Origin of the sequence: Streptomyces albireticuli, from assembly GCF_002192455.1 — a bacterium.
Classification (GTDB): Bacteria; Actinomycetota; Actinomycetes; order Streptomycetales; family Streptomycetaceae; genus Streptomyces; species Streptomyces albireticuli_B.
In genome coordinates this window covers 6,784,910-6,802,398 of the sequence record NZ_CP021744.1, presented here as the reverse complement: position 1 = coordinate 6,802,398, position 17,489 = coordinate 6,784,910, and the positions used below count along the sequence as shown (strand labels likewise).

Genomic DNA, 17,489 nt, shown 5'->3' with positions numbered 1-17,489 from the left:
TCCGGCGATTGAGGACCGGGGCCCGGGGCGGAGCCCCGGTTCGGGAAGGGGCGGGGCTGGGGAACAAGCCCCGCGCAGCGGGCCCCCTCAGCGCTGCGGAACGACGTTTTCCGCCTGCGGCCCCTTGGGGCCCCGCGTCACGTCGTACGTGACCCTCATGTTCTCTTCCAACGACTTGTAACCCGTCGTCGCGATCGAGGAGAAGTGGACGAACACGTCCGGGCCCCCGTCATCCTGCGTGATGAAACCGAAGCCTTTGTCGGCGTTGAACCACTTCACCGTGCCTGCTGCCATCCGTCGTCCCGTTCCCTCGAACACGTGCCACGGCGCCGCGTGGGCGCGCGCCGACCGGGGTCCGCGCGTCGGATCCCGGCGCACCGACCTTTCCCGCCGACGACCGGACGTATGTGCCCCTTCACCCGGCCGGACCAGCACCGCTTGCCGTGCCGATGACGGGCGGAGGGTCCACAATGGCGGCATGGCCCCCTTCGGAAGCCTGACGCACGGCCGCGCCCCGTCCCCGCGGATCGCCTCGACGGAGCAGACGGAGCCGTGTCACTGCATGTGCGCGGTCACCCACCGGGGCCGGCACGTCTGTTCCGAGGAGGCCTATCCCGACCTGCTCCTGACCGTGCGGCTGCCCGCCGTGGGCGAGGTGTCCTTCCCCGTCTGCGAGGGCTGCTACGAGGCGGCGTCCGCGCGCTGGCACGCACGGCCCGCGGCCTGAGGGAACCCGGCCCCTGACGCGCCCAGGCCCGGCCAGGGCGCTCCTGGCCGGGCCGGACCTCAAGGCTGTGTGCTGTGGTACGCGACCGCCGACGCGCTCAGCAACGCGGCGCGGTCCGGTGCCTGATCAGCTCCGGGGTGGGGTGTTCAGTGGGCCGCCGCCGGGGTGTCGGGGGTCGCGCAGGTGATGTCGGTGCCGCCGACGGGGAAGAGGCCCGACTTGTTGAGCTGGCCGCCCTGGTACTCGTAGTAGAGGTACGTGTAGAACTCGATCCGCCGGCTCGGGCCGCAGGCCGAGTCCGCGCCGACCTTGTAGGTCAGGGTGACGGTGCGGCTGGCGCCCGGCAGGACCGGCACGTTGTAGCTCACGGCGCCGCTCTGCTTCGTCGCGACGGTGCAGGAGGACGTGTCGCCGGTGCACGCGTCGAAGGCGTACTTCAGGCCGGGGTCCGAGGTGGTCGCGTACGTCGGCTGGATCGACTGGTACACGAACTGGGAGTTCGTGGTCTGGTCGTTGGTGAAGGTGAGCTTGATGGTGACGGTGGAGCCCGGCGTCGCGGACTGCTTGTCGACGGTGATGGTCATCGGCGGGGTGTCGGCGGCGTGGGCCGGTCCGGCCAGGCCCAGGAGGGCGACGACGAAGGCGAGGATCGCGGACAGGCTCAGCCGTCCCAGTGTTGTTCTGCGCATGGCGAGGGACTGTAGACACGAACGGCCACTTCTGGCTGCACCCACCGAACAGGACCGGCCAAGACCACTGGGCGCCATGGGGCCTACGGAGCTGGTGTGAGCCAGGTGACACTGTTGCCGCCATGTTGCGAGTTGGCCGGGAAGCGCTCCTGAACCCCCTTGGGGAGAGGGCGCGGAGAGGGCATGAAGGGGACGCGGAGGGGGCGTGGAGGTGTCGTGGAGAGGCCCGGCGGCCCCCTCGGCGGGGCAGGGCGGGCGACACGGCCCGCCCGCGCGGACGGCCCCGCGTGCCCACCGGTGGTGGAGAGGCACCCGCCCGGCGTGGGGCGCGGCGGAATCCAGCACCTACCATGCTGAATCATGGAACTCAGACACCTTGAGCACTTTGTGGCCGTCGCCGAGGAGCAGCACTTCACGCACGCCGCCGAGCGGCTGCGCGTGGCCCAGTCCGGGGTGTCGGCGTCGGTGCGGGCGCTGGAGCGGGAGCTGGGCGCGGAGCTGTTCCTGCGCACCACCCGGCGGGTGGGGCTGACCGACGCCGGGCGGGCGCTGCTGGTGGAGGCGCGGCGCACGCTGGCCTGCGCGGCGGCCGCCCGGGAGGCGGTCGCCGCCGTGCAGGGCCTGATGGGCGGGAAGCTCTCGGTGGGCACCGAGCAGTGCATGGGCACGGTCGACGCGGCGGCGCTGCTGGCCGCCTTCCACGCGCGGCACCCGCAGGTGGAGATCCATATGGAGCAGGCGGGCTCCGGGCGGCTGCTGGAGCAGGTGCGGCGCGGCGAGCTCGATGTGGCCTTCGTGGTGCACGACGGCTCCCACGAGGGCGTACGCCTGCGCGGGGTCGCGGCGGAGCCGCTGATGCTGCTGTGCCGCGCCGACCATCCGCTGGCCGGGGTCGGCGGGCCGGTGCCGCCCGCGCAGCTGGGCGGCGAGGTCTTCGTGGACCTGCACCCGGACTGGGGTGCGCGGCGCGCGGCGGACCTGGCGTTCGCGGACGCCGGGGTGGCCCGGAAGGTGGCGCTCCAGGTCAATGACGTCTATACGCTGCTCGACCTGGTGTCGCGGGGCCTGGGGGCCGCGGTGGTGCCCCGGCCCGTGACGTTCAAGGAGCAGGCGCGCGGGCTGAGCTCCGTGCCGCTGGACAGTCCGACGTCCTGGCAGGTGGCGGTCGCGGTGCCGGCGGCCGGTCAGCCGACCGCGGCGGCCAGGGCCCTGCTGGCGATGCTGGAGGAGCGCGGGCCGACGGCGGTGCCCGCGGACTGAGAACAGCCCGGACGCGGCCCCGACGTGGCCCCGACGCGACCCCGACGTGGCCCGGTCAAGGAAACGATCAAGGAGCGGGCCGGGGGGACCTCAAGAGAACGATCAAGGAACCGTTCCCCCGCATTCATCATCGATCCTGCTGAATGTGATCGGGTTGGGATGTTGGACAGCGACCCCCCGGCGGCGCAGAGTGGAGGGCGGCTCCACCGGAGCGACCGGAGAGAAAGGCAGGCTGTCCCCCATGGCGCAAGAAGTACGCGGTGTCATCGCCCGAGGCAAGGGCGAACCCGTCCGGGTCGAGACGATCGTGGTGCCGGACCCCGGCCCCGGCGAGGCCGTGGTGAAGATCCAGGCCTGCGGGGTGTGCCACACCGACCTGCACTACCGCGAGGGCGGCATCAACGACGAGTTCCCCTTCCTCCTCGGCCATGAGGCCGCGGGCGTGGTGGAGTCGGTCGGCGCCGGGGTGACCGAGGTGGCCCCGGGCGACTTCGTCGTCCTCAACTGGCGCGCGGTCTGCGGGCAGTGCCGGGCCTGTCTGCGCGGCCGCCCGTGGTACTGCTTCGACACCCACAACGCCAAGCAGCGGATGACGCTCACGGACGGCACCGAGCTCTCCCCCGCCCTGGGCATCGGCGCCTTCGCGGAGAAGACCCTGGTGGCCGCCGGGCAGTGCACCAAGGTCGACCCCGCCGCCTCGCCGGCCGCCGCCGGTCTGCTCGGCTGCGGAGTGATGGCCGGTCTGGGCGCGGCGATCAACACCGGCGCGGTCGGGCGCGGCGACACGGTCGCGGTGATCGGCTGCGGCGGCGTGGGCAGCGCGGCGATCGCGGGCGCGCGGCTGGCCGGCGCCTCGAAGATCATCGCCGTGGACATCTCCGACGGCAAGCTGGAGACGGCCAGGTCGATGGGTGCCACGCACACCGTCAACTCCCGCTCCACCGACGGCGTCGAGGCGATCCGCTCGCTCACCGGCGGCTTCGGCGCGGATGTGGTCATCGACGCGGTGGGCCGCCCGGAGACGTACGAGCAGGCCTTCTACGCCCGTGACCTGGCGGGCACCGTGGTCCTGGTCGGTGTGCCCACGCCGGAGATGAAGCTGGAGCTGCCGCTGCTGGACGTCTTCGGGCGCGGCGGCTCGCTGAAGTCCTCCTGGTACGGCGACTGCCTGCCGTCCCGCGACTTCCCGATGCTGATCGACCTCTACCTCCAGGGGCGGCTCGACCTCGACGCGTTCGTCAGTGAGACGATCGCCCTGGACGAGGTCGAGGAGGCCTTCCACCGCATGGAGAAGGGCGAGGTCCTGCGTTCGGTGGTGCGGCTGTGACGACCGCTCGTATCGAACACCTGGTGACGTCCGGCACCTTCGCCCTGGACGGCGGGGTGTGGGACGTCGACAACAACGTCTGGCTCGTGGGCGACGACCACGAGGTCGTCGTGATCGACGCGGCCCATGACGCCGCCGCGATCGAGAAGGCGGTGGGCGGCCGCCGGCTGGTGGCGATCGTGTGCACGCACGCGCACAACGACCACATCGGCGCCGCGCCCGAGCTCGCGGCGCGTACGGGCGCGCCCGTCCTGCTGCACCCCGCCGAGCGCGAGCTGTGGGACCGGACGCACCCCGGCACGGCCCCCGGCGGCGAGCTCGCGGACGGCGGGACGCTCACCGTCGCCGGTACGGAGCTGACCATGCTGCACACCCCGGGCCACTCCCCCGGCGGCGTCTGCCTGTACGCGCCCGCGCTGGGCACGGTCTTCACCGGTGACACCCTCTTCCAGGGCGGGCCGGGCGCGACGGGGCGGTCCTTCTCGGACTTCCCCACCATCATCGACTCGATCCGGGACCGGCTGCTGACGCTGCCGCCGGAGACCGTCGTGCGCACCGGCCACGGCGACACCACCACGATCGGCGCCGAGGCGCCGGCCCTGGCGGAGTGGATCGCCCGGGGGCACTGAGCCCCACGGACGCCGGGGACGCGCGCGGCGGCGCTCGCGCGCGTCCCCGGCCCGGGCGGGCTCAGCGCAGCGCGTAACCCCCGTCGGGGTAGAGCGTCGAGCCCGTCATGAAGGTGTTGGTGAAGAGGAAGAGCACCGCGTCGGCGACCTCGCCCTCGGTGCCCGTCCTGCGGAGCAGCGCGTCGCGCCCGTACTGCGCGAAGCTCGCCTCCCGCGCCTCGTCCGGTCGGCCCGCCCAGAGGTTCCCGTCGATCGTCCCGGGCGAGACGACGTTGACGCGTACGGGCGCGAGTTCCACGGCGAGCCCCCGGCCGAGTCCCTCGACGGCCGCGTTGCAGGCCACGTAGGCGGGGGCCGCGGCCGGCGGCCGGACGCTCGCCGCGCCGGCCATCAGGACCACCGAGCCGTCGGGCGCCAGCTTGGGTGCCGCGTGCTTCACCGCGTGGTACTGCCCCCAGAACTTCGACACGAAGGGGCTCTCGGCCTCGGCGTCGGTCAACTCCCGCATGGGACCCACCTGGTAGGAGGCGCCGGGCGTGAAGAGGTGGTCGATCCGCTCGACCCCGGCGAAGAAGGCGGCCAGCGACTCCTTGTCGGTGTTGTCGACCACCGCCCAGCGCGCGGCGCCGCCCAGCGACTCCGCCGCCCCGGCCAGCCTCTCCTCGTTCCGGCCGCCGAGCGTCACCCGGGCGCCGGCGGCGACGGCGCGGCGCGCGACCTCCAGGCCGATGCCGGAGCTCCCGCCGACGATGACGACGTCGCGGCCCTGGAGCGGCGCGGCGCCGGACCCGCCGCGGGTACGGGGAGAGGTCATGCGCGAAGTCCCTTCGGTACGTGGGGGCGCGGCGGGGCATGCCGCGGCCGTCCGGAGAACCCCGGTTCCGGTCTTCTGATTCCCGGCTGCCGGATCCGCCCCGCCCGGCCGGTGGCGACGGTGCACGCGAATCACTAGCGTGAGGAGTGACGGGAGCAGCTCTCAGGGGCGAGAGGACGCGCACGCATGACGCAGACGCCGGGTGCCGGGATGACCTCCTTCGACGAGATCTACGACCGGCCCGACCCCCGGGGTTACTTCCAGGCGCTCGGGCCCTGGGAATACCAGACGCCGCACCACGCCCAGGACGTCTTCCGGCGCCTGGCCGCCGCCTGCGGGGGCGCCTCGGCCAGGGTGGTGGACCTCTGCTGCTCGTACGGCACCAACGCCGCGCTGCTCGGCCACGACGTGACCCTGACCGACCTGTACGCCCGCTACACCTCGGCGGAGACCGCCGGGCTCACCACCGCCGAACTGATCGAGGCGGACCGGGCGTTCTACGCGGCGCGGCGCCGGTCCGGGGCGCCCCGGACGGTCGGCCTGGACATCGCCGCGAACGCCGTGGACTACGCCCGCGCCGTGGGCCTGCTGGACGCGGGGTTCGCGGTGAACCTGGAGACCATGCCGCCCGGTCCGGAGCTGCGGCGGGAGCTGCGCGGCACCCGGCTGCTCACGATCACCGGCGGGGCGAGCTTCCTGACCGGCCGCAGCCTCGGTGCCGTGCTCGACCACGCGGAGGGGCCGGTGTGGGTGGCCGCCTTCGTGCTGCGGACGTACCCCTACCGGCCGATCGCGAGCGCCCTGGCCGCGCGCGGGATGCGCACGGAGAAGCTCACCACCCGCACCTTCCCGCAGCGCCGGTTCACCGGCCCCGACGAACAGCGGTACGCCGTGGAGGCGGTGGCGGCGGCCCGTGAGGATCCCCGCGGCCGGGAGACCGAGGGCTGGTTCCACACCGCGCTGTACGTGTCCCGGCCGACGGCGGAGGCGGAGGCGGAGCCGCTGGCCAAGCTTCTGGCGTGACACGGCGGTTCGCCCCGCCGGGAAAGGAACCGGCGGGGCGAGAAACGCGTCCTGGAGCGCTCAGCTCAGGTCGACGGCACCGCCGCGTACGGCACGGTACGGGGACGGGCAGGTGATCCTGACGATGAAGCGTCCGGAGAAGACCGGGGAGAAATACCGGAAGTCGTCCGTGCAGTCGACGAAGACGCGCCAGCGGGGCCCGTCGCATTCGATCTGGAACGAGGAAAGCGTCGGGAAGTGACCGTTCCGGCACGCCAGCCGGTCCTTGTCGCCCGGGGGGACCTCGTCGCTCGCTCTGCCGCCGGCCGGGACGCTTCCGGTGCTGGTCCGGCCCGTCTCCACGTCCGTGGCCCAGTAGTCCGCGTAGTCGGCCGCGGCGGCCGGGTGTGCGGCGGGGGCCGCGGCGGCGGACGCGGCCGGGGCCATACCCCCGGCGGCGCCCAGAACGAGCAGGGCGCTCGCCCCGAGCACACCCAGAGAATTCAGGACCTTCATCGTGACCCCTTTCCCGACTCGGCTCGGCCGATTACCCGTCGGCCCGTGTTCCGAGCCTGGCGCGAGCTTCGCGCGAGGAACGACAAGGGGTCAATATCGTGGACTCACGGCCCATCATCACACTTTCGGGAACACTGTCTTCAAAGCTGTTGTCCAGCTTTAGGAGAATCGCTTCTCCATATCACCCCCGGAAATCTTCGGCCTTCGGAGATTCACCCGTACGGCCCCGCCCCGCCTCAGATCTCCAGCGCGACGTCGTGCCGGCGGAGCCAGAAGTCCAGCGCCAGCACCAGCTCCGTACCGGTGCGGAACCCCGGCTCCGGCTCGTCCGCCGTGGCCGCCGCGAGGGACGGGCCGTCGAGCAGGGCGCGGACCGGCGCGTCGGGCCCCGCGGTGGCGCGCTTGAGGGCGGTGCGCAGGCCCTCCAGGTAGTGCGGGTCTCGGGTCGTCGGGTAGGGGGCCTTGACGCGGTCGGCGATCTCGGGCGGGAGGAGGTCGCGGGTCGCGGCGCGCAGCAGGGACTTCTCGCGGCCGTCGAAGGTCTTCATGGCCCAGGGGGTGTTGAAGACGTACTCGACCAGCCGGTGGTCGCAGAAGGGCACCCGGACCTCCAGGCCGACGGCCATGCTCGCCCGGTCCTTGCGGTCGAGCATCCACTGCACGAAGCGGGTGAGGTGCAGATACCCGATCTCACGCATGCGCCGTTCGACGGGCGGCGCCCCGTCGAGGTGCGGCACCTCGGCGAGGGCCTCGCGGTAGCGGTCGGCGCGGTAGCCCGCGAGGTCGATCTTCTCCAGGAGGCCGCGGTCGAGGAGGGACTCGCCGGGGCCGCTGCCGGGACCGGAGATGCCGGTGCCGAAGGGCGGGGCGAGCCAGGGGAAGGTGTCGGCGGCGACGGAGCCGGGGTGGTGGAACCAGCGGTAGCCGCCGAAGACCTCGTCCGCCGACTCCCCGGAGAGGGCGACGGTGCACTGCTCGCGCACCGCCTTGAAGAGGAGGTAGAGCGAGGTGTCGCCGTCGCCCAGGTCGAAGGGCAGGTCGCGGGCGCGCATCACGGCCTCGCGGGCGGCGGTGTCGAGGAGGGCGCTCGGCTGGAGGGTGACGACACCGTGGTCGGAGCCCACGTGGCGGGCGAGGGCGTCGGCGAAGGGGGTGTCGGGGGTGCCCCGCCAGTCGTCGGCGCGGAAGTCCTGGGCGTGCCGGGCGAAATCGAGGGCGAAGGACCGCACGGGCCCGCCGCCGGTGGCGGTGCGGTGGCGGGCGGCGAGCGCCGTGATGACGCTGGAGTCCAGGCCGCCGGAGAGGAGCGTGCCGAGGGGCACGTCGGCGACCATCTGCCGGCCGATGATGTCCTCCAGCAGGTCCCGTACGTGGGTGACGGTGGTGTCGAGGTCGTCGGTGTGCTCGCGGGCCTCCAGGGCCCAGTAGCGGCGCAGCCGGCTGCCGGTGTGCCCGACGCGCAGGGTGTGGCCGGGCGGCAGCTCGTACATCCCCTTGTAGATCGCGTGCCCGGGGGTCTTGGTGAAGGCGACGAGCTCGGCGAGCCCTTCGGCGTCGACGGCCGCGCGGGCCGCGGGGTGGGCGAGGATCGCCTTCGGCTCGGAGCCGAAGAGGACGCCGTCGGCGAGCGGGTAGTAGTAGAGCGGCTTGATACCCATCCGGTCGCGGACCAGGAGGAGTTCCTCGGTGCGGGTGTCCCAGACGGCGAAGGCGTACATGCCGTTGAGGCGCTCGGTGAGGCCCTCGCCCCATTCGAGGTAGGAGTGGAGGACGACCTCGGTGTCGCTGCTCGTGCGGAAGGTGTGGCCGCGGCCCTCCAGTTCGGCCCGCAGCTCCCGGAAGTTGAAGACCTCGCCGCTGTAGGTGAGGGAGACGAGGGTGCGCCCGTCGTGGGCGAAGGTCATGGGCTGGGCGCCGCCGTCGGGGTCGATGACGGCGAGCCTGCGGTGGCCGAGGGCGACGCGGTCGTCCCGCCACAGGCCGTGGGCGTCCGGGCCGCGGCACGCCATGGTGCCGGTCATCGCGTCGGCCGTGGCGGCCGTGACGGGTCGCGCCGGGTCGTACGAGACCCATCCTGCTATTCCACACATGGCGTGCTGTCTCCTGTCGCTCGGCCTCTTGGGGTGGGGGACGTGGGGTGCGGGACGGGGTGCGGTCCCCGCTCGGCGAGGAGCCGCACCCCGCGGGGGCCCGGAGGGCGGTGGGTCAGACGTGCGCGGCCGGGACGTCCGCGCCCGGTGCGGCGCCCGGGCCGGTGAAGCGCTTGAACGTCCAGGTCATCCACATCACGACGAGGACCATGGCGACGCTGATCGCGGTGGCCCAGCCCATGGCCGTGGCCCAGTCCGCCGAGGTGGCCGCGTGGCCGGCGACGGCGAAGAACACCGCACCGATGACGGCCACGCCGGCGGCGCCGGCGAACTGCTGGGTGGTGGTGAGGATGCCGGAGGCGATGCCCGCGTCCTGGGGCCGTACGCGCATCAGCGCGGCCCCGAACAGGGCGGGGAGCACCACGCCGTTGCCCGCGCCGATCAGGCACAGGCAGGCCACGATCCAGGGCAGCCCGGTGTCGGGGCCGGCGGTGAACAGCCGGGCGGCCAGGGCGATCAGGCCGAGGGCGATGACCCCGCTGCTGACGACGAGGGCGCTCATGCCCCACCGGTCGGTGAGCCGGCCGCCGACCATGGAGGTGGCCGTGAAGAGGATGCCCATCGGGGAGAAGACCAGGCCCGCCTCGAACGGGCCGAGGTCCAGCCCGGACTGGAGGAGCAGGGTCAGGGTGAACATGAAGCTGCCGAAGTAGACCATGAACGCGACGCTCGCGACCACGCCGCCGCGGAAGGAGGGGCTGCGGAACAGCGGGAAGACGAGCACGGGGTCGCCGCCCCGGGCCCCGAGCCGCCGCTCCCAGCGCAGGGTCACCAGGGCGACGGGGACGGCCAGCGCCATGCTGATCCACGTCCACACGGGCCAGTCGGAGCTGTGGCCCATGGTCAGCGGGACCAGGAGCAGGGCGAGGGCGAGGGAGACGCCGAAGGCGCCGGCGGGGTCGAGGCCGACGCGCCGGGTGTGGGTGCGGGCGGGCAGCACGCGCATCGCGGCGGCGGCGATGACCACGCAGAAGGGCACGTTGATCAGGAAGATGGTGCGCCAGCCCAGGCCGGCGAAGTCGGCGGCGATCAGGGCGCCGCCGAGCACCTGCCCGGCGATGGAGCCGAGGCCGGCCGCGGCGCCGTACCAGGCCATCGCGCGGGGCTTCTTCTCGTCGGGGAAGTCGGCCGTCACGACGGCGAGCACCTGCGGGACCATCACCGCGCCGGCGAGGCCCTGGGCCAGCCGGGCGACGATGAGCTGTTCGGGGTTGACGGCGATGCCGCACAGCAGGGAGGTGACCCCGAAGGCGATCGTGCCGATGACGAAGAGCCGGCGGTAGCCGTACTTGTCCCCCAGCCGGCCTCCGGTGATCATGCCCGCCGCGTAGGCGAAGGCGTAGCCTCCGACGACGAGTTCGAGGGCCGCGGGTCCGGCGTGGATGCTCGTCTCCAGCGACGGCGCGGCGACGTTCACCACGAAGAAGTCGAACTGGGCGAAGAACATGGCCGACAGCAGTACGAGGAGGACGGGGCCGGTGCGCAGGGACGGGGGCGTGGTCTTGCCCGCCACGGTGGGCGGGGCGAGTTGGTCGGTCATGGGACTCCTCGGCGCCGGCGCGGGGCGTGCGGCGCGGTTCGCGGACCTGTGGTCGGTCGGTGCGGGGTGGACGGAGGGGGTGGGTCACGGTGTGCCCCCGGCGGGGGCCGGGGCGTGTCCCGCGGCGGGGGTGCGCGCCCGCGGGGTGTCACGGGCGTCGTCTCCTCCCGTGGATGGCGCAGGTGATGCGGGAGGTGCACAGGCGGCGTCCGCCGTCGTCGGAGATGACGACCTCGTAACTGGCCGCCGTGTCGCCGAGGTGGAGCGCGGTCGCGACGCCGGTGACGGTGCCGCCGCGTACGGCCCGGTGGTGGGTGGCGTTGATGTCGATGCCGACGGCGATGTGCCCGTCGCCGGCGTGCAGCACCGCGCCGATGGAGCCGAGCGACTCGGCGAGGACGACCGAGGCGCCGCCGTGCAGCATGCGGTAGAGCTGGGTGTTCCCGGCGACGGGCATGGTGGCCACCAGCCGCTGCGGCGAGGCTTCGAGGAAGGTGATGCCCATCCGGCCGGCGAGGGTGTCGGCGCCCGCGGCGTTGATCCAGGCGACGGGGTCCTCGGCCGGGGCGGGGCGGAGGCCGGTGGTGCCGGCGGGCGCGGCGGTCACCGGGGCACCGCCGGTGCGGGCGCCTCGGCGGCTGTGGCGACGGCCTTGGGGTCGGCGGGGCGGTAGGTCTGGAGGGAGACGTACTTCTCGCGCAGCTGCCGCTTGAGGACCTTGCCGGTCGGCCCGAGCGGGAGGTCGGCCGGTGAGGCGGCGATCTCCAGCAGGGCGAGGCGGGGCTGGCCTATCCGGTCGAGGACGGCGTTGGCCCGGTGCAGCAGGTCCACGGCGTCCCGGGCCGGCGGCGCGCCACCGGTCCCGCCGTCCGCGCCGTCGTAGAGGCGGACGAGGGCGACGGGCACGGTCCGGTCGCCCTCGTGGCCCGCGACGACGGCGCAGTCGGCGACCTCCTCCAGGCCGAGCAGGAGCTCCTCCTCCATCAGCGCGGAGTAGCCGTCCCCGGCCTCGGTGCGGATCCGGTCGACGGCGCGGTCGACGTGGAAGAAGTCGCCTTCCTCGGTGCGGTGGACGAGGTCGCCGGAGAGCCAGTAGCCGGCGAGGGTCGAGCGGTAGGTGGTGTCGGAGTCGTTCCAGTAGCCGCGGGCGATGGAGTCGCCGCGCACGCCGAGCAGGCCGACCTCGCCCGGGTCCGCGTGGCTGCCGTCCTCGCGCAGCACGGCGACCTCGGAGATCGGTACGCGCCGGCCGAGGTGGCGGGCGCGGGGCGGGCTGTCCGGGGTGATCACGCGGCGCAGCGCCGCCCAGCCGAGCTCGGAGGAGCCGAGGCCGTCGTCGATGACCGAGCCGGGCACGGTGGTGCCGCCGGTGCGGGTGCGGCCGAGCCGCATGAGCTTGCGCATGTGGGCGTCGTGGCCGCAGTCGCCGAGGTTCAGCCACACCTCGACGGAGCTGAAGGCGGCCGGGTCGGGGTTGCGGGTCGCCAGGTCGGTGAGGGCCTCGTTGAAGGCGAGGACGACGGTGGGCCGGTGGGTGGCGCAGCCGCGGGCGAGGCCGGGTCCGGTGGGGTCGGACCAGCCGACGGTGGGCAGGCCGGCGAGGAGGGAGTAGAAGGTGAAGGCGATGGCGCTGGAGTGGGACTGGGGGAAGGCCGCCAGGGCGAGGGAGTCGGCGGGCTCGGGCTGGTGGGCCAGCCGGTAGAGGGCGCCGGCGACGCTCTGCCGGTGGGTCCAGACCACGGGCTTGGGGTTGCCGGTGGTGCCGGAGGAGTGGCAGATGACGACCGGGTCCTCGGCGCCGTGCCGGTACTCGGCGCCGGCGGGGAGGGTGCGGTTGCCGAGGATGCCGACGTCCTGGCGGGTGCGGGTCCAGCGGACGACGGGGAGTTCGCGCTCACGGCCCGCGAAGAGAGCCAGCCGGGGGGCGTCGGTGTAGATGCCGACGGGGGCGGTGCGGCGGATGAGGCCGAGGGCGAGTTCGGGCTTCATCCGGCCGTTGATGAGCACCGCGATGGCGCCGATCCGGGCGAGCGCCGCGAGCTGGAGGTGGTCCTCGAAGGAGTCCTCCAGATAGACGGCGACGCGGTCACGGGGGCGGACCCCCTGGTCGTGGTACCAGGCCGCCCAGGCGTCGGCCAGCGCGTCGAGCTGGTGGAGGCTGAACTCCGACTGCTGCCAGCCCTCGGTGTTGAGCAGCGGGATGTCGGCGGCGATCAGCGGCAGGTCGGCGGCCGGGTTGAGCGCGGCGGCCACCCGCCACGCGTTGCCGCCGCCGAGGCCCGGGTGGTCCACGAGGCTCAGGCGGGCCTCCGGGGTCAGCAGGGTGCGGGAAGTGAGGGGCATCATTCACCTGGCTTCTGTCGGGAAGTCCGGTACGGAACGGGAAGTCCCGCACGGAACCGCGGAATCGCGGAGCGCGCGGCTACGGGAACTCCTCGGCACGTCTTTCGCGGGGCTCCGGAATCTCGGGTGACGAAGGCTTCGCCGTCGCTTTCCCGACCGCTCCGGAACCCGACAGTCCGCCGGTGGTGCCCGCCGACAAGTGAAGTTATCCGCGCCGGGCCCCGTGGGGCCATCGGCGGCCCCATAGCCCGTCAAGTCCGCTCGTCCGACGGCGTTTTCGCCCCCTCCCACCTGGTGCGATGCCCCTGGGCGAGGGATCCGCCCCGGCTCCTGGCCGCGGGAGCCCGAGGACCTGACGTACTGCCCCGCCGTCCCTTCGGTACCGGAATTCCGTCTGGCTAGTGTCGGGAAAGTCCTCCGGAGAGCTCCGGAATGCTGTGACCGGTAGCCGTACCACCCGATAAGGAGTACACCCGTGCGGAAATCCGACGCCGGTGACCGGCTTCGCGAAATAGTGGCGTTCGTCCTTGAGTTGGATGTGCGGGACGTACCGGCCGACGCCTCGTTCCACCAGGAGCTCAAGGTGGATTCCCTGGAGAAGGTCGAGATCGCCGCGCGTATCGAGCAGAGCTTCGGCGTCGCGCTCACCGACGAGGAGACGGCGGCCGTCGACAGCGTGCGGGACGCGGCCGACCTGCTGGCGGCGAAGGCCGCCGGCGCCCCGGCGGGCTCCGCGACCCGCCGGGGCGCCGCGGACCCGCCGGCCGCCCCGACGGAACATCTTTCGCTGGTGGACCGCCTGTTGGGGGCCACACTTACGGCGGGCCACGGCGACCGGACCGCCTATGTGGACCCCGACGCCGGCGAGGTGTCGTACGCGCGGCTCCACGAGGCGGCGCGGGGCTACGCCGAGGCGCTGCGGGCGCGCGGCGTGCCGCCCGGCGGCCGCGGTCTGATCGTCGCCGAGGACTCGGTGGCCACCGCCGTGGCCGTGCTGGGCCTGTGGTGGCACGGCTGTGTGCCGGTGCCGGTGAGCCCGCTGCACGCCGACGCCGACCTGGAGTTCATCACCGGGAACTGCGCGGCGGTCCTGGTGCACCTGGACGTCGGCGCGGCCCGGGAACGCTCCCTGGAGGAGGCCTTCGCCGGCCTGCCCCGGTTCACGGGCGAGGGCGTGCGGGAGGGGCTGCGCACCGGGCGGGCGACCGACGCCTACCGGCCCGGCGGCACGGCCACCGCCGCCGCGCGGCCCGCCGGCCGGGAGGCACTGGTCCAGTACACCTCGGGCAGCACCGGCCGGCCCAAGGGCGTGCGCCACTCCGCCGCCGGGATCACCGCCATGCTCGACGGGTTCGGCGAGGTGATGGGTCTGCGCCCGGACGACGTGGTGCTGTCCACCGCCCGGATGTCCTTCGGCTACGGCTTCGGCAGCTCCCTGCTGTGCACCCTGGACGCCGGGGCGGGCGCCGTCCTCCTGCGCGGTGCCCTCGACCCGCGCGCGGTCGCCGCCGCCCTGCGCCGGCACCGCCCGACCGTCCTGTGCTCGGTGCCCCGCCTGTACGCGGGGCTCCTCGACACGCTCACGCCCTCCGACGCCGAGGTGTCCGGAGCGCTGCGGCTGTGCCTGACCGCCGGCGAGAACTGCCCGGCCGAGCTCAGCCTGCGGATACAGGAGGCCTTCGGCGCGCGGGTGATGAACTGCCTCGGCGCCACCGAGGTCATGCACGTCGCCATCGCCACCCCGGCCGCGCCGCCCATGCACGGCCTCGCGGGCCTGCCCGTCCCCGGGGTGACCGTGACCGTCCGCGACGACCGGGGCGTACCGGTCCCCGACGGCACGGACGGCCGGCTGCACATCAGCGGGCCCACGGTCTCCCTCGGCTACCTCGACCGCGCCGAGGCCGACGGCACCACGTTCGCCGACGGCGGCGCGTACACCGGCGACGTCGTCCGGCGGAACCCCGGCGGCGGCATCGTCTACCTCTGCCGCGCCGACGACATCCTCAACCTCGGCGGCTACAAGGTGGTGCCCGCCGAGATCGAGGACGTGGTCCGCGCGGTCGACGGCGTCACGGACTGCGTGGTGGTCGGCACCCCCGACCGGCACGGGCTCCAGCACTCCGTGGCCTTCACCGTGACCGCGCCGGGCGCCGACCAGGAGGCCGTGCGGCGGGCCATCCGCGCCTCGGTCCGCTCCCGGCTCGCGCCCTACAAGCGCCCCGGCCGCTTCGAGTTCGTCGACGTGCTGCCCGCGACGGCCACCGGCAAGCTGGCCGCCTACCGGCTCCGGGAGCGGGTGGGACGGTCATGAGCTGGGACATCGTCGGCATGGGGGCGGTCGCGAGCATCGGCGCCACGCCCGGGGAGATCTTCGGCTCGCTCTGCGCGGGCCGGAGCGGACTGGCCGGCCTCCGCGCCTTCGACACCGCGAAGTACCGGGCGAAGCGGGCGTACGAGATCGACGACCGGGCCCGGCCCGGGACCGACGAGCCCGGCCGCGCGACCAGGTGGCTGAAGGAGGCCGTCGGCCAGGCCCTGTCCGACGCGGGCCGCTCCGGCGACCTCGCGGACGTGCCCGTCCTCGTCGGCACCACGCTCCAGGAGCAGCGCAGCGCCGAGCTGTGGTGGCGGCGGGGCACCCCGCCGGACACCGCCGGCCTGCACTTCGGCACGGCGCTGCGGGAGACCTTCGGCGCCACCCGCACCTACACCTTCGCCAACGCCTGCGCGGCCTCCCTGTACGCGCTGGCCATGGCCACGGACCTGATCGAGGCGGGCGAGGCCGACACCGTCGTGGTCGCGGGCACGGACGCCATCGGCGAGAGCGCCTTCGGCACCCTGGACCGGGTGCAGAACGACGTCCCCGAGGCGCTGCGCCCCTTCGACCGGTCGCACAAGGGCATGCTGATGGGCGAGGGCGCCGTGGCCGTGGTCGTCCGGCGGGCCGCCGGCCCCGGGCAGCGGGCGCACGCCCGGCTGCGGGCCGTCGGCGTGAACTGCGACGCCCACCACCCGACGGCCCCCGACCCGGCGGGCATCACCCGCGTGCTGCGGGACGCCTACCGGCGCGCCGGGGTGAGGCCGGAGGACATCGACCTGGTCATGCTGCACGGCAGCGGCACCCCGAAGAACGACACGACCGAGGCCGGGGTGCTCGCGGAGATCTTCGAGCCGTGCACCGGCCCCCTGATGACCGCCATCAAGTCGATGACGGGCCACACGCTGGGCGGTTCGGGGCTGCTGAGCCTGGTCATGGCGGTGCTCGCCACCCGGCACGGCACGGTGCCACCGGTGCTCGGGCTCACCGACCCCGTGCCGGAGGCCGCCGGGCTCCGGCTCGTCCGGCACGAAGCGGCGTCCGCCGGGATCGGCATCGCCCAGGTCGACGCGTTCGGCTTCGGCGGGATCAACGCGGCGGCGATCCTGGAGGCGACACGATGAGGCGCGACGGACACGGCGGCGGGACGGTCACGGGACGGACGGACGAGCGGCCGCGTGCGGCCCGCGAGGTCGTCGTCACCGGTGTGGGGCTCGCCGTCCCGGGGCTGACGCTGCCGGACGAACTGCTCGGCGCCGCGCGCGAGGGCGGCTTCGACCCGCGCACCGGGCTGACCGGCCGCGAGATGCGCCACAAGGACCGCGGCTCGCGGCTCGCCCTGCGCGCCACCGAGCCCGCGCTGCGCGACGCCGGCCTGTACGGCGAGGACGGCTTCCGCGGCGACGGGGACGCGACCGCCGTCCTGGTGTCCTCCAACTTCGGCATCCTGGACAGCGTCTGCGCGTTCACCGACATCATCGCGCGGGACACCGTCACCGGGCTGAGCCCGCTCGGGCTGCCACAGACGTCGAGCAACGTGACGGCCGGCGCGGTCGCCATGCGGCACGGGCTGCGCGGGCCGAACATCACCCTGTGCAACGGCCCTACGAGCGGGCTCGACGCGGTGTACTGGGCGCGTGGCGCGATCGCCGCCGGGCGCGCGGAGACCGCCGTGGTCATCGGCGTGGAGCCCGCGGGCGACGCCGTCACCAAGCTGCTGGGCGCCCCCGTCCTCGACGGTGCCGTCGCCCTCGTACTGGAGTCGCGTACGGGCGCGGAGGCACGCGGCGCGCGCCCGCGGGCCACGATCGGCGGCTACGCCCGCGCGGCGGACAGGGCGACGGCGGTGGCGGCCGTGACGTCCGGGTGCGCCGCCGGGTCGCCGGGGCTGTGGCTCACGGAGGGGGAGGCGGACGGCGCCGGCGCGCCGCCCTCCGCCGAGGGTCCCGCCTCCGGGGCGAAGCCCTTCGACCTCCAGGCCCGCCTGGGGCTCTGCGCCGGCGCCCTGGGCGTCCTCCAGTGCGCCGCCGCGGTCGCCCACTTCGACGGCGGCCGTGACGGCGCGGTGCTCGCCACCGCCGGGCGTACGGGGGACGACGCGGTCGCGGCGCTCCTCCTGACGGACGCGCGGGACCGGCCGCGGAGCCACGGCTGAGGCCTCCCGGCCCGGAGACC

General features: G+C 74.1%; 16 protein-coding genes. 8 read left to right on the top strand and 8 right to left on the bottom strand.

Going from position 1 to position 17,489, the window contains the following annotated elements; all coding sequences use genetic code 11:
• Positions 1 to 87: 87 nt before the first annotated feature.
• Positions 88 to 294 (bottom strand): cold-shock protein, encoded by a 207-nt coding sequence (locus tag SMD11_RS29445; protein ID WP_087929330.1) that lies wholly within the window; start codon positions 292 to 294, stop codon positions 88 to 90.
• 184 nt (positions 295 to 478) lie between these two features.
• Here SMD11_RS29445 and SMD11_RS29440 point away from each other — a divergent pair, with 184 nt between their 5' ends.
• Positions 479 to 727 carry a DUF6372 family protein gene (locus SMD11_RS29440; RefSeq protein ID WP_087929329.1) on the top strand — a complete coding sequence of 83 codons (249 nt, stop codon included), beginning with the start codon at positions 479 to 481 and terminating at the stop codon, positions 725 to 727.
• Between the two features lie 146 nt (positions 728 to 873).
• On the opposite strand, the gene SMD11_RS29435 is transcribed toward SMD11_RS29440, so the two are convergent.
• Positions 874 to 1,416 carry a hypothetical protein gene (locus SMD11_RS29435; RefSeq protein WP_087929328.1) on the bottom strand — a complete coding sequence of 181 codons (543 nt, stop codon included), beginning with the start codon at positions 1,414 to 1,416 and terminating at the stop codon, positions 874 to 876.
• Positions 1,417 to 1,776: 360 nt separating this feature from the next.
• Here SMD11_RS29435 and SMD11_RS29430 point away from each other — a divergent pair, with 360 nt between their 5' ends.
• The 3 genes from SMD11_RS29430 (at position 1,777) to SMD11_RS29420 (ending at position 4,632) form a co-directional block, all read left to right on the top strand.
• Complete coding sequence (locus SMD11_RS29430; RefSeq protein WP_087929327.1) at positions 1,777 to 2,676, top strand: LysR family transcriptional regulator; 900 nt, start codon at positions 1,777 to 1,779, stop codon at positions 2,674 to 2,676.
• Between the two features lie 241 nt (positions 2,677 to 2,917).
• Positions 2,918 to 4,003: an S-(hydroxymethyl)mycothiol dehydrogenase gene (locus SMD11_RS29425; RefSeq protein WP_087929326.1), complete on the top strand. Its 1,086-nt coding sequence runs from the start codon at positions 2,918 to 2,920 to the stop codon at positions 4,001 to 4,003.
• Positions 4,000 to 4,632, top strand: a complete 633-nt coding sequence (locus tag SMD11_RS29420; protein ID WP_087929325.1) for an MBL fold metallo-hydrolase — start codon at positions 4,000 to 4,002, stop codon at positions 4,630 to 4,632. Before SMD11_RS29425 ends, SMD11_RS29420 begins: the two co-directional genes overlap by 4 nt.
• Positions 4,633 to 4,693: 61 nt before the next feature.
• Here SMD11_RS29420 and SMD11_RS29415 read toward each other — a convergent pair whose 3' ends face one another.
• Positions 4,694 to 5,446, bottom strand: a complete 753-nt coding sequence (locus SMD11_RS29415; RefSeq protein ID WP_087929324.1) for an SDR family oxidoreductase — start codon at positions 5,444 to 5,446, stop codon at positions 4,694 to 4,696.
• A gap of 186 nt (positions 5,447 to 5,632) precedes the next feature.
• Here SMD11_RS29415 and SMD11_RS29410 point away from each other — a divergent pair, with 186 nt between their 5' ends.
• The gene (locus SMD11_RS29410; protein ID WP_199843976.1) at positions 5,633 to 6,469 is read left to right on the top strand and encodes a hypothetical protein; all 837 of its coding nucleotides are present in this window, start codon (positions 5,633 to 5,635) and stop codon (positions 6,467 to 6,469) included.
• Between the two features lie 60 nt (positions 6,470 to 6,529).
• On the opposite strand, the gene SMD11_RS29405 is transcribed toward SMD11_RS29410, so the two are convergent.
• The 5 genes from SMD11_RS29405 to SMD11_RS29385 form a co-directional block, all read right to left on the bottom strand.
• The gene (locus SMD11_RS29405) at positions 6,530 to 6,964 is read right to left on the bottom strand and encodes a hypothetical protein (RefSeq protein ID WP_087929323.1); all 435 of its coding nucleotides are present in this window, start codon (positions 6,962 to 6,964) and stop codon (positions 6,530 to 6,532) included.
• Between the two features lie 236 nt (positions 6,965 to 7,200).
• The gene (gene asnB, locus SMD11_RS29400; RefSeq protein WP_087929322.1) at positions 7,201 to 9,054 is read right to left on the bottom strand and encodes an asparagine synthase (glutamine-hydrolyzing); all 1,854 of its coding nucleotides are present in this window, start codon (positions 9,052 to 9,054) and stop codon (positions 7,201 to 7,203) included.
• A 115-nt stretch (positions 9,055 to 9,169) separates the two neighbouring features.
• Positions 9,170 to 10,654: an MFS transporter gene (locus tag SMD11_RS29395; protein ID WP_087929321.1), complete on the bottom strand. Its 1,485-nt coding sequence runs from the start codon at positions 10,652 to 10,654 to the stop codon at positions 9,170 to 9,172.
• 148 nt (positions 10,655 to 10,802) lie between these two features.
• Positions 10,803 to 11,195 carry a hotdog fold thioesterase gene (locus SMD11_RS29390; protein WP_234366487.1) on the bottom strand — a complete coding sequence of 131 codons (393 nt, stop codon included), beginning with the start codon at positions 11,193 to 11,195 and terminating at the stop codon, positions 10,803 to 10,805.
• Between the two features lie 62 nt (positions 11,196 to 11,257).
• A complete protein-coding gene (locus SMD11_RS29385) occupies positions 11,258 to 13,000 on the bottom strand; it encodes a class I adenylate-forming enzyme family protein (protein ID WP_234366208.1) in 1,743 nt (580 codons plus the stop codon).
• A gap of 472 nt (positions 13,001 to 13,472) precedes the next feature.
• On the opposite strand from SMD11_RS29385, the gene SMD11_RS29380 reads away from it, so the two are divergent.
• Genes SMD11_RS29380 through SMD11_RS29370 form a run of 3 tightly spaced genes read left to right on the top strand, consistent with a single transcriptional unit; the run spans position 13,473 to position 17,469 of the window.
• Positions 13,473 to 15,308, top strand: coding sequence for an AMP-binding protein (locus SMD11_RS29380; RefSeq protein ID WP_234366207.1), 1,836 nt, complete (start codon positions 13,473 to 13,475; stop codon positions 15,306 to 15,308).
• The gene (locus SMD11_RS29375) at positions 15,305 to 16,438 is read left to right on the top strand and encodes a beta-ketoacyl synthase N-terminal-like domain-containing protein (RefSeq protein WP_087929318.1); all 1,134 of its coding nucleotides are present in this window, start codon (positions 15,305 to 15,307) and stop codon (positions 16,436 to 16,438) included. Before SMD11_RS29380 ends, SMD11_RS29375 begins: the two co-directional genes overlap by 4 nt.
• Entirely contained in the window at positions 16,435 to 17,469 is a 1,035-nt protein-coding gene (locus SMD11_RS29370; protein ID WP_087929317.1) for a beta-ketoacyl synthase N-terminal-like domain-containing protein, read from the top strand. Before SMD11_RS29375 ends, SMD11_RS29370 begins: the two co-directional genes overlap by 4 nt.
• Positions 17,470 to 17,489: the final 20 nt, after the last annotated feature.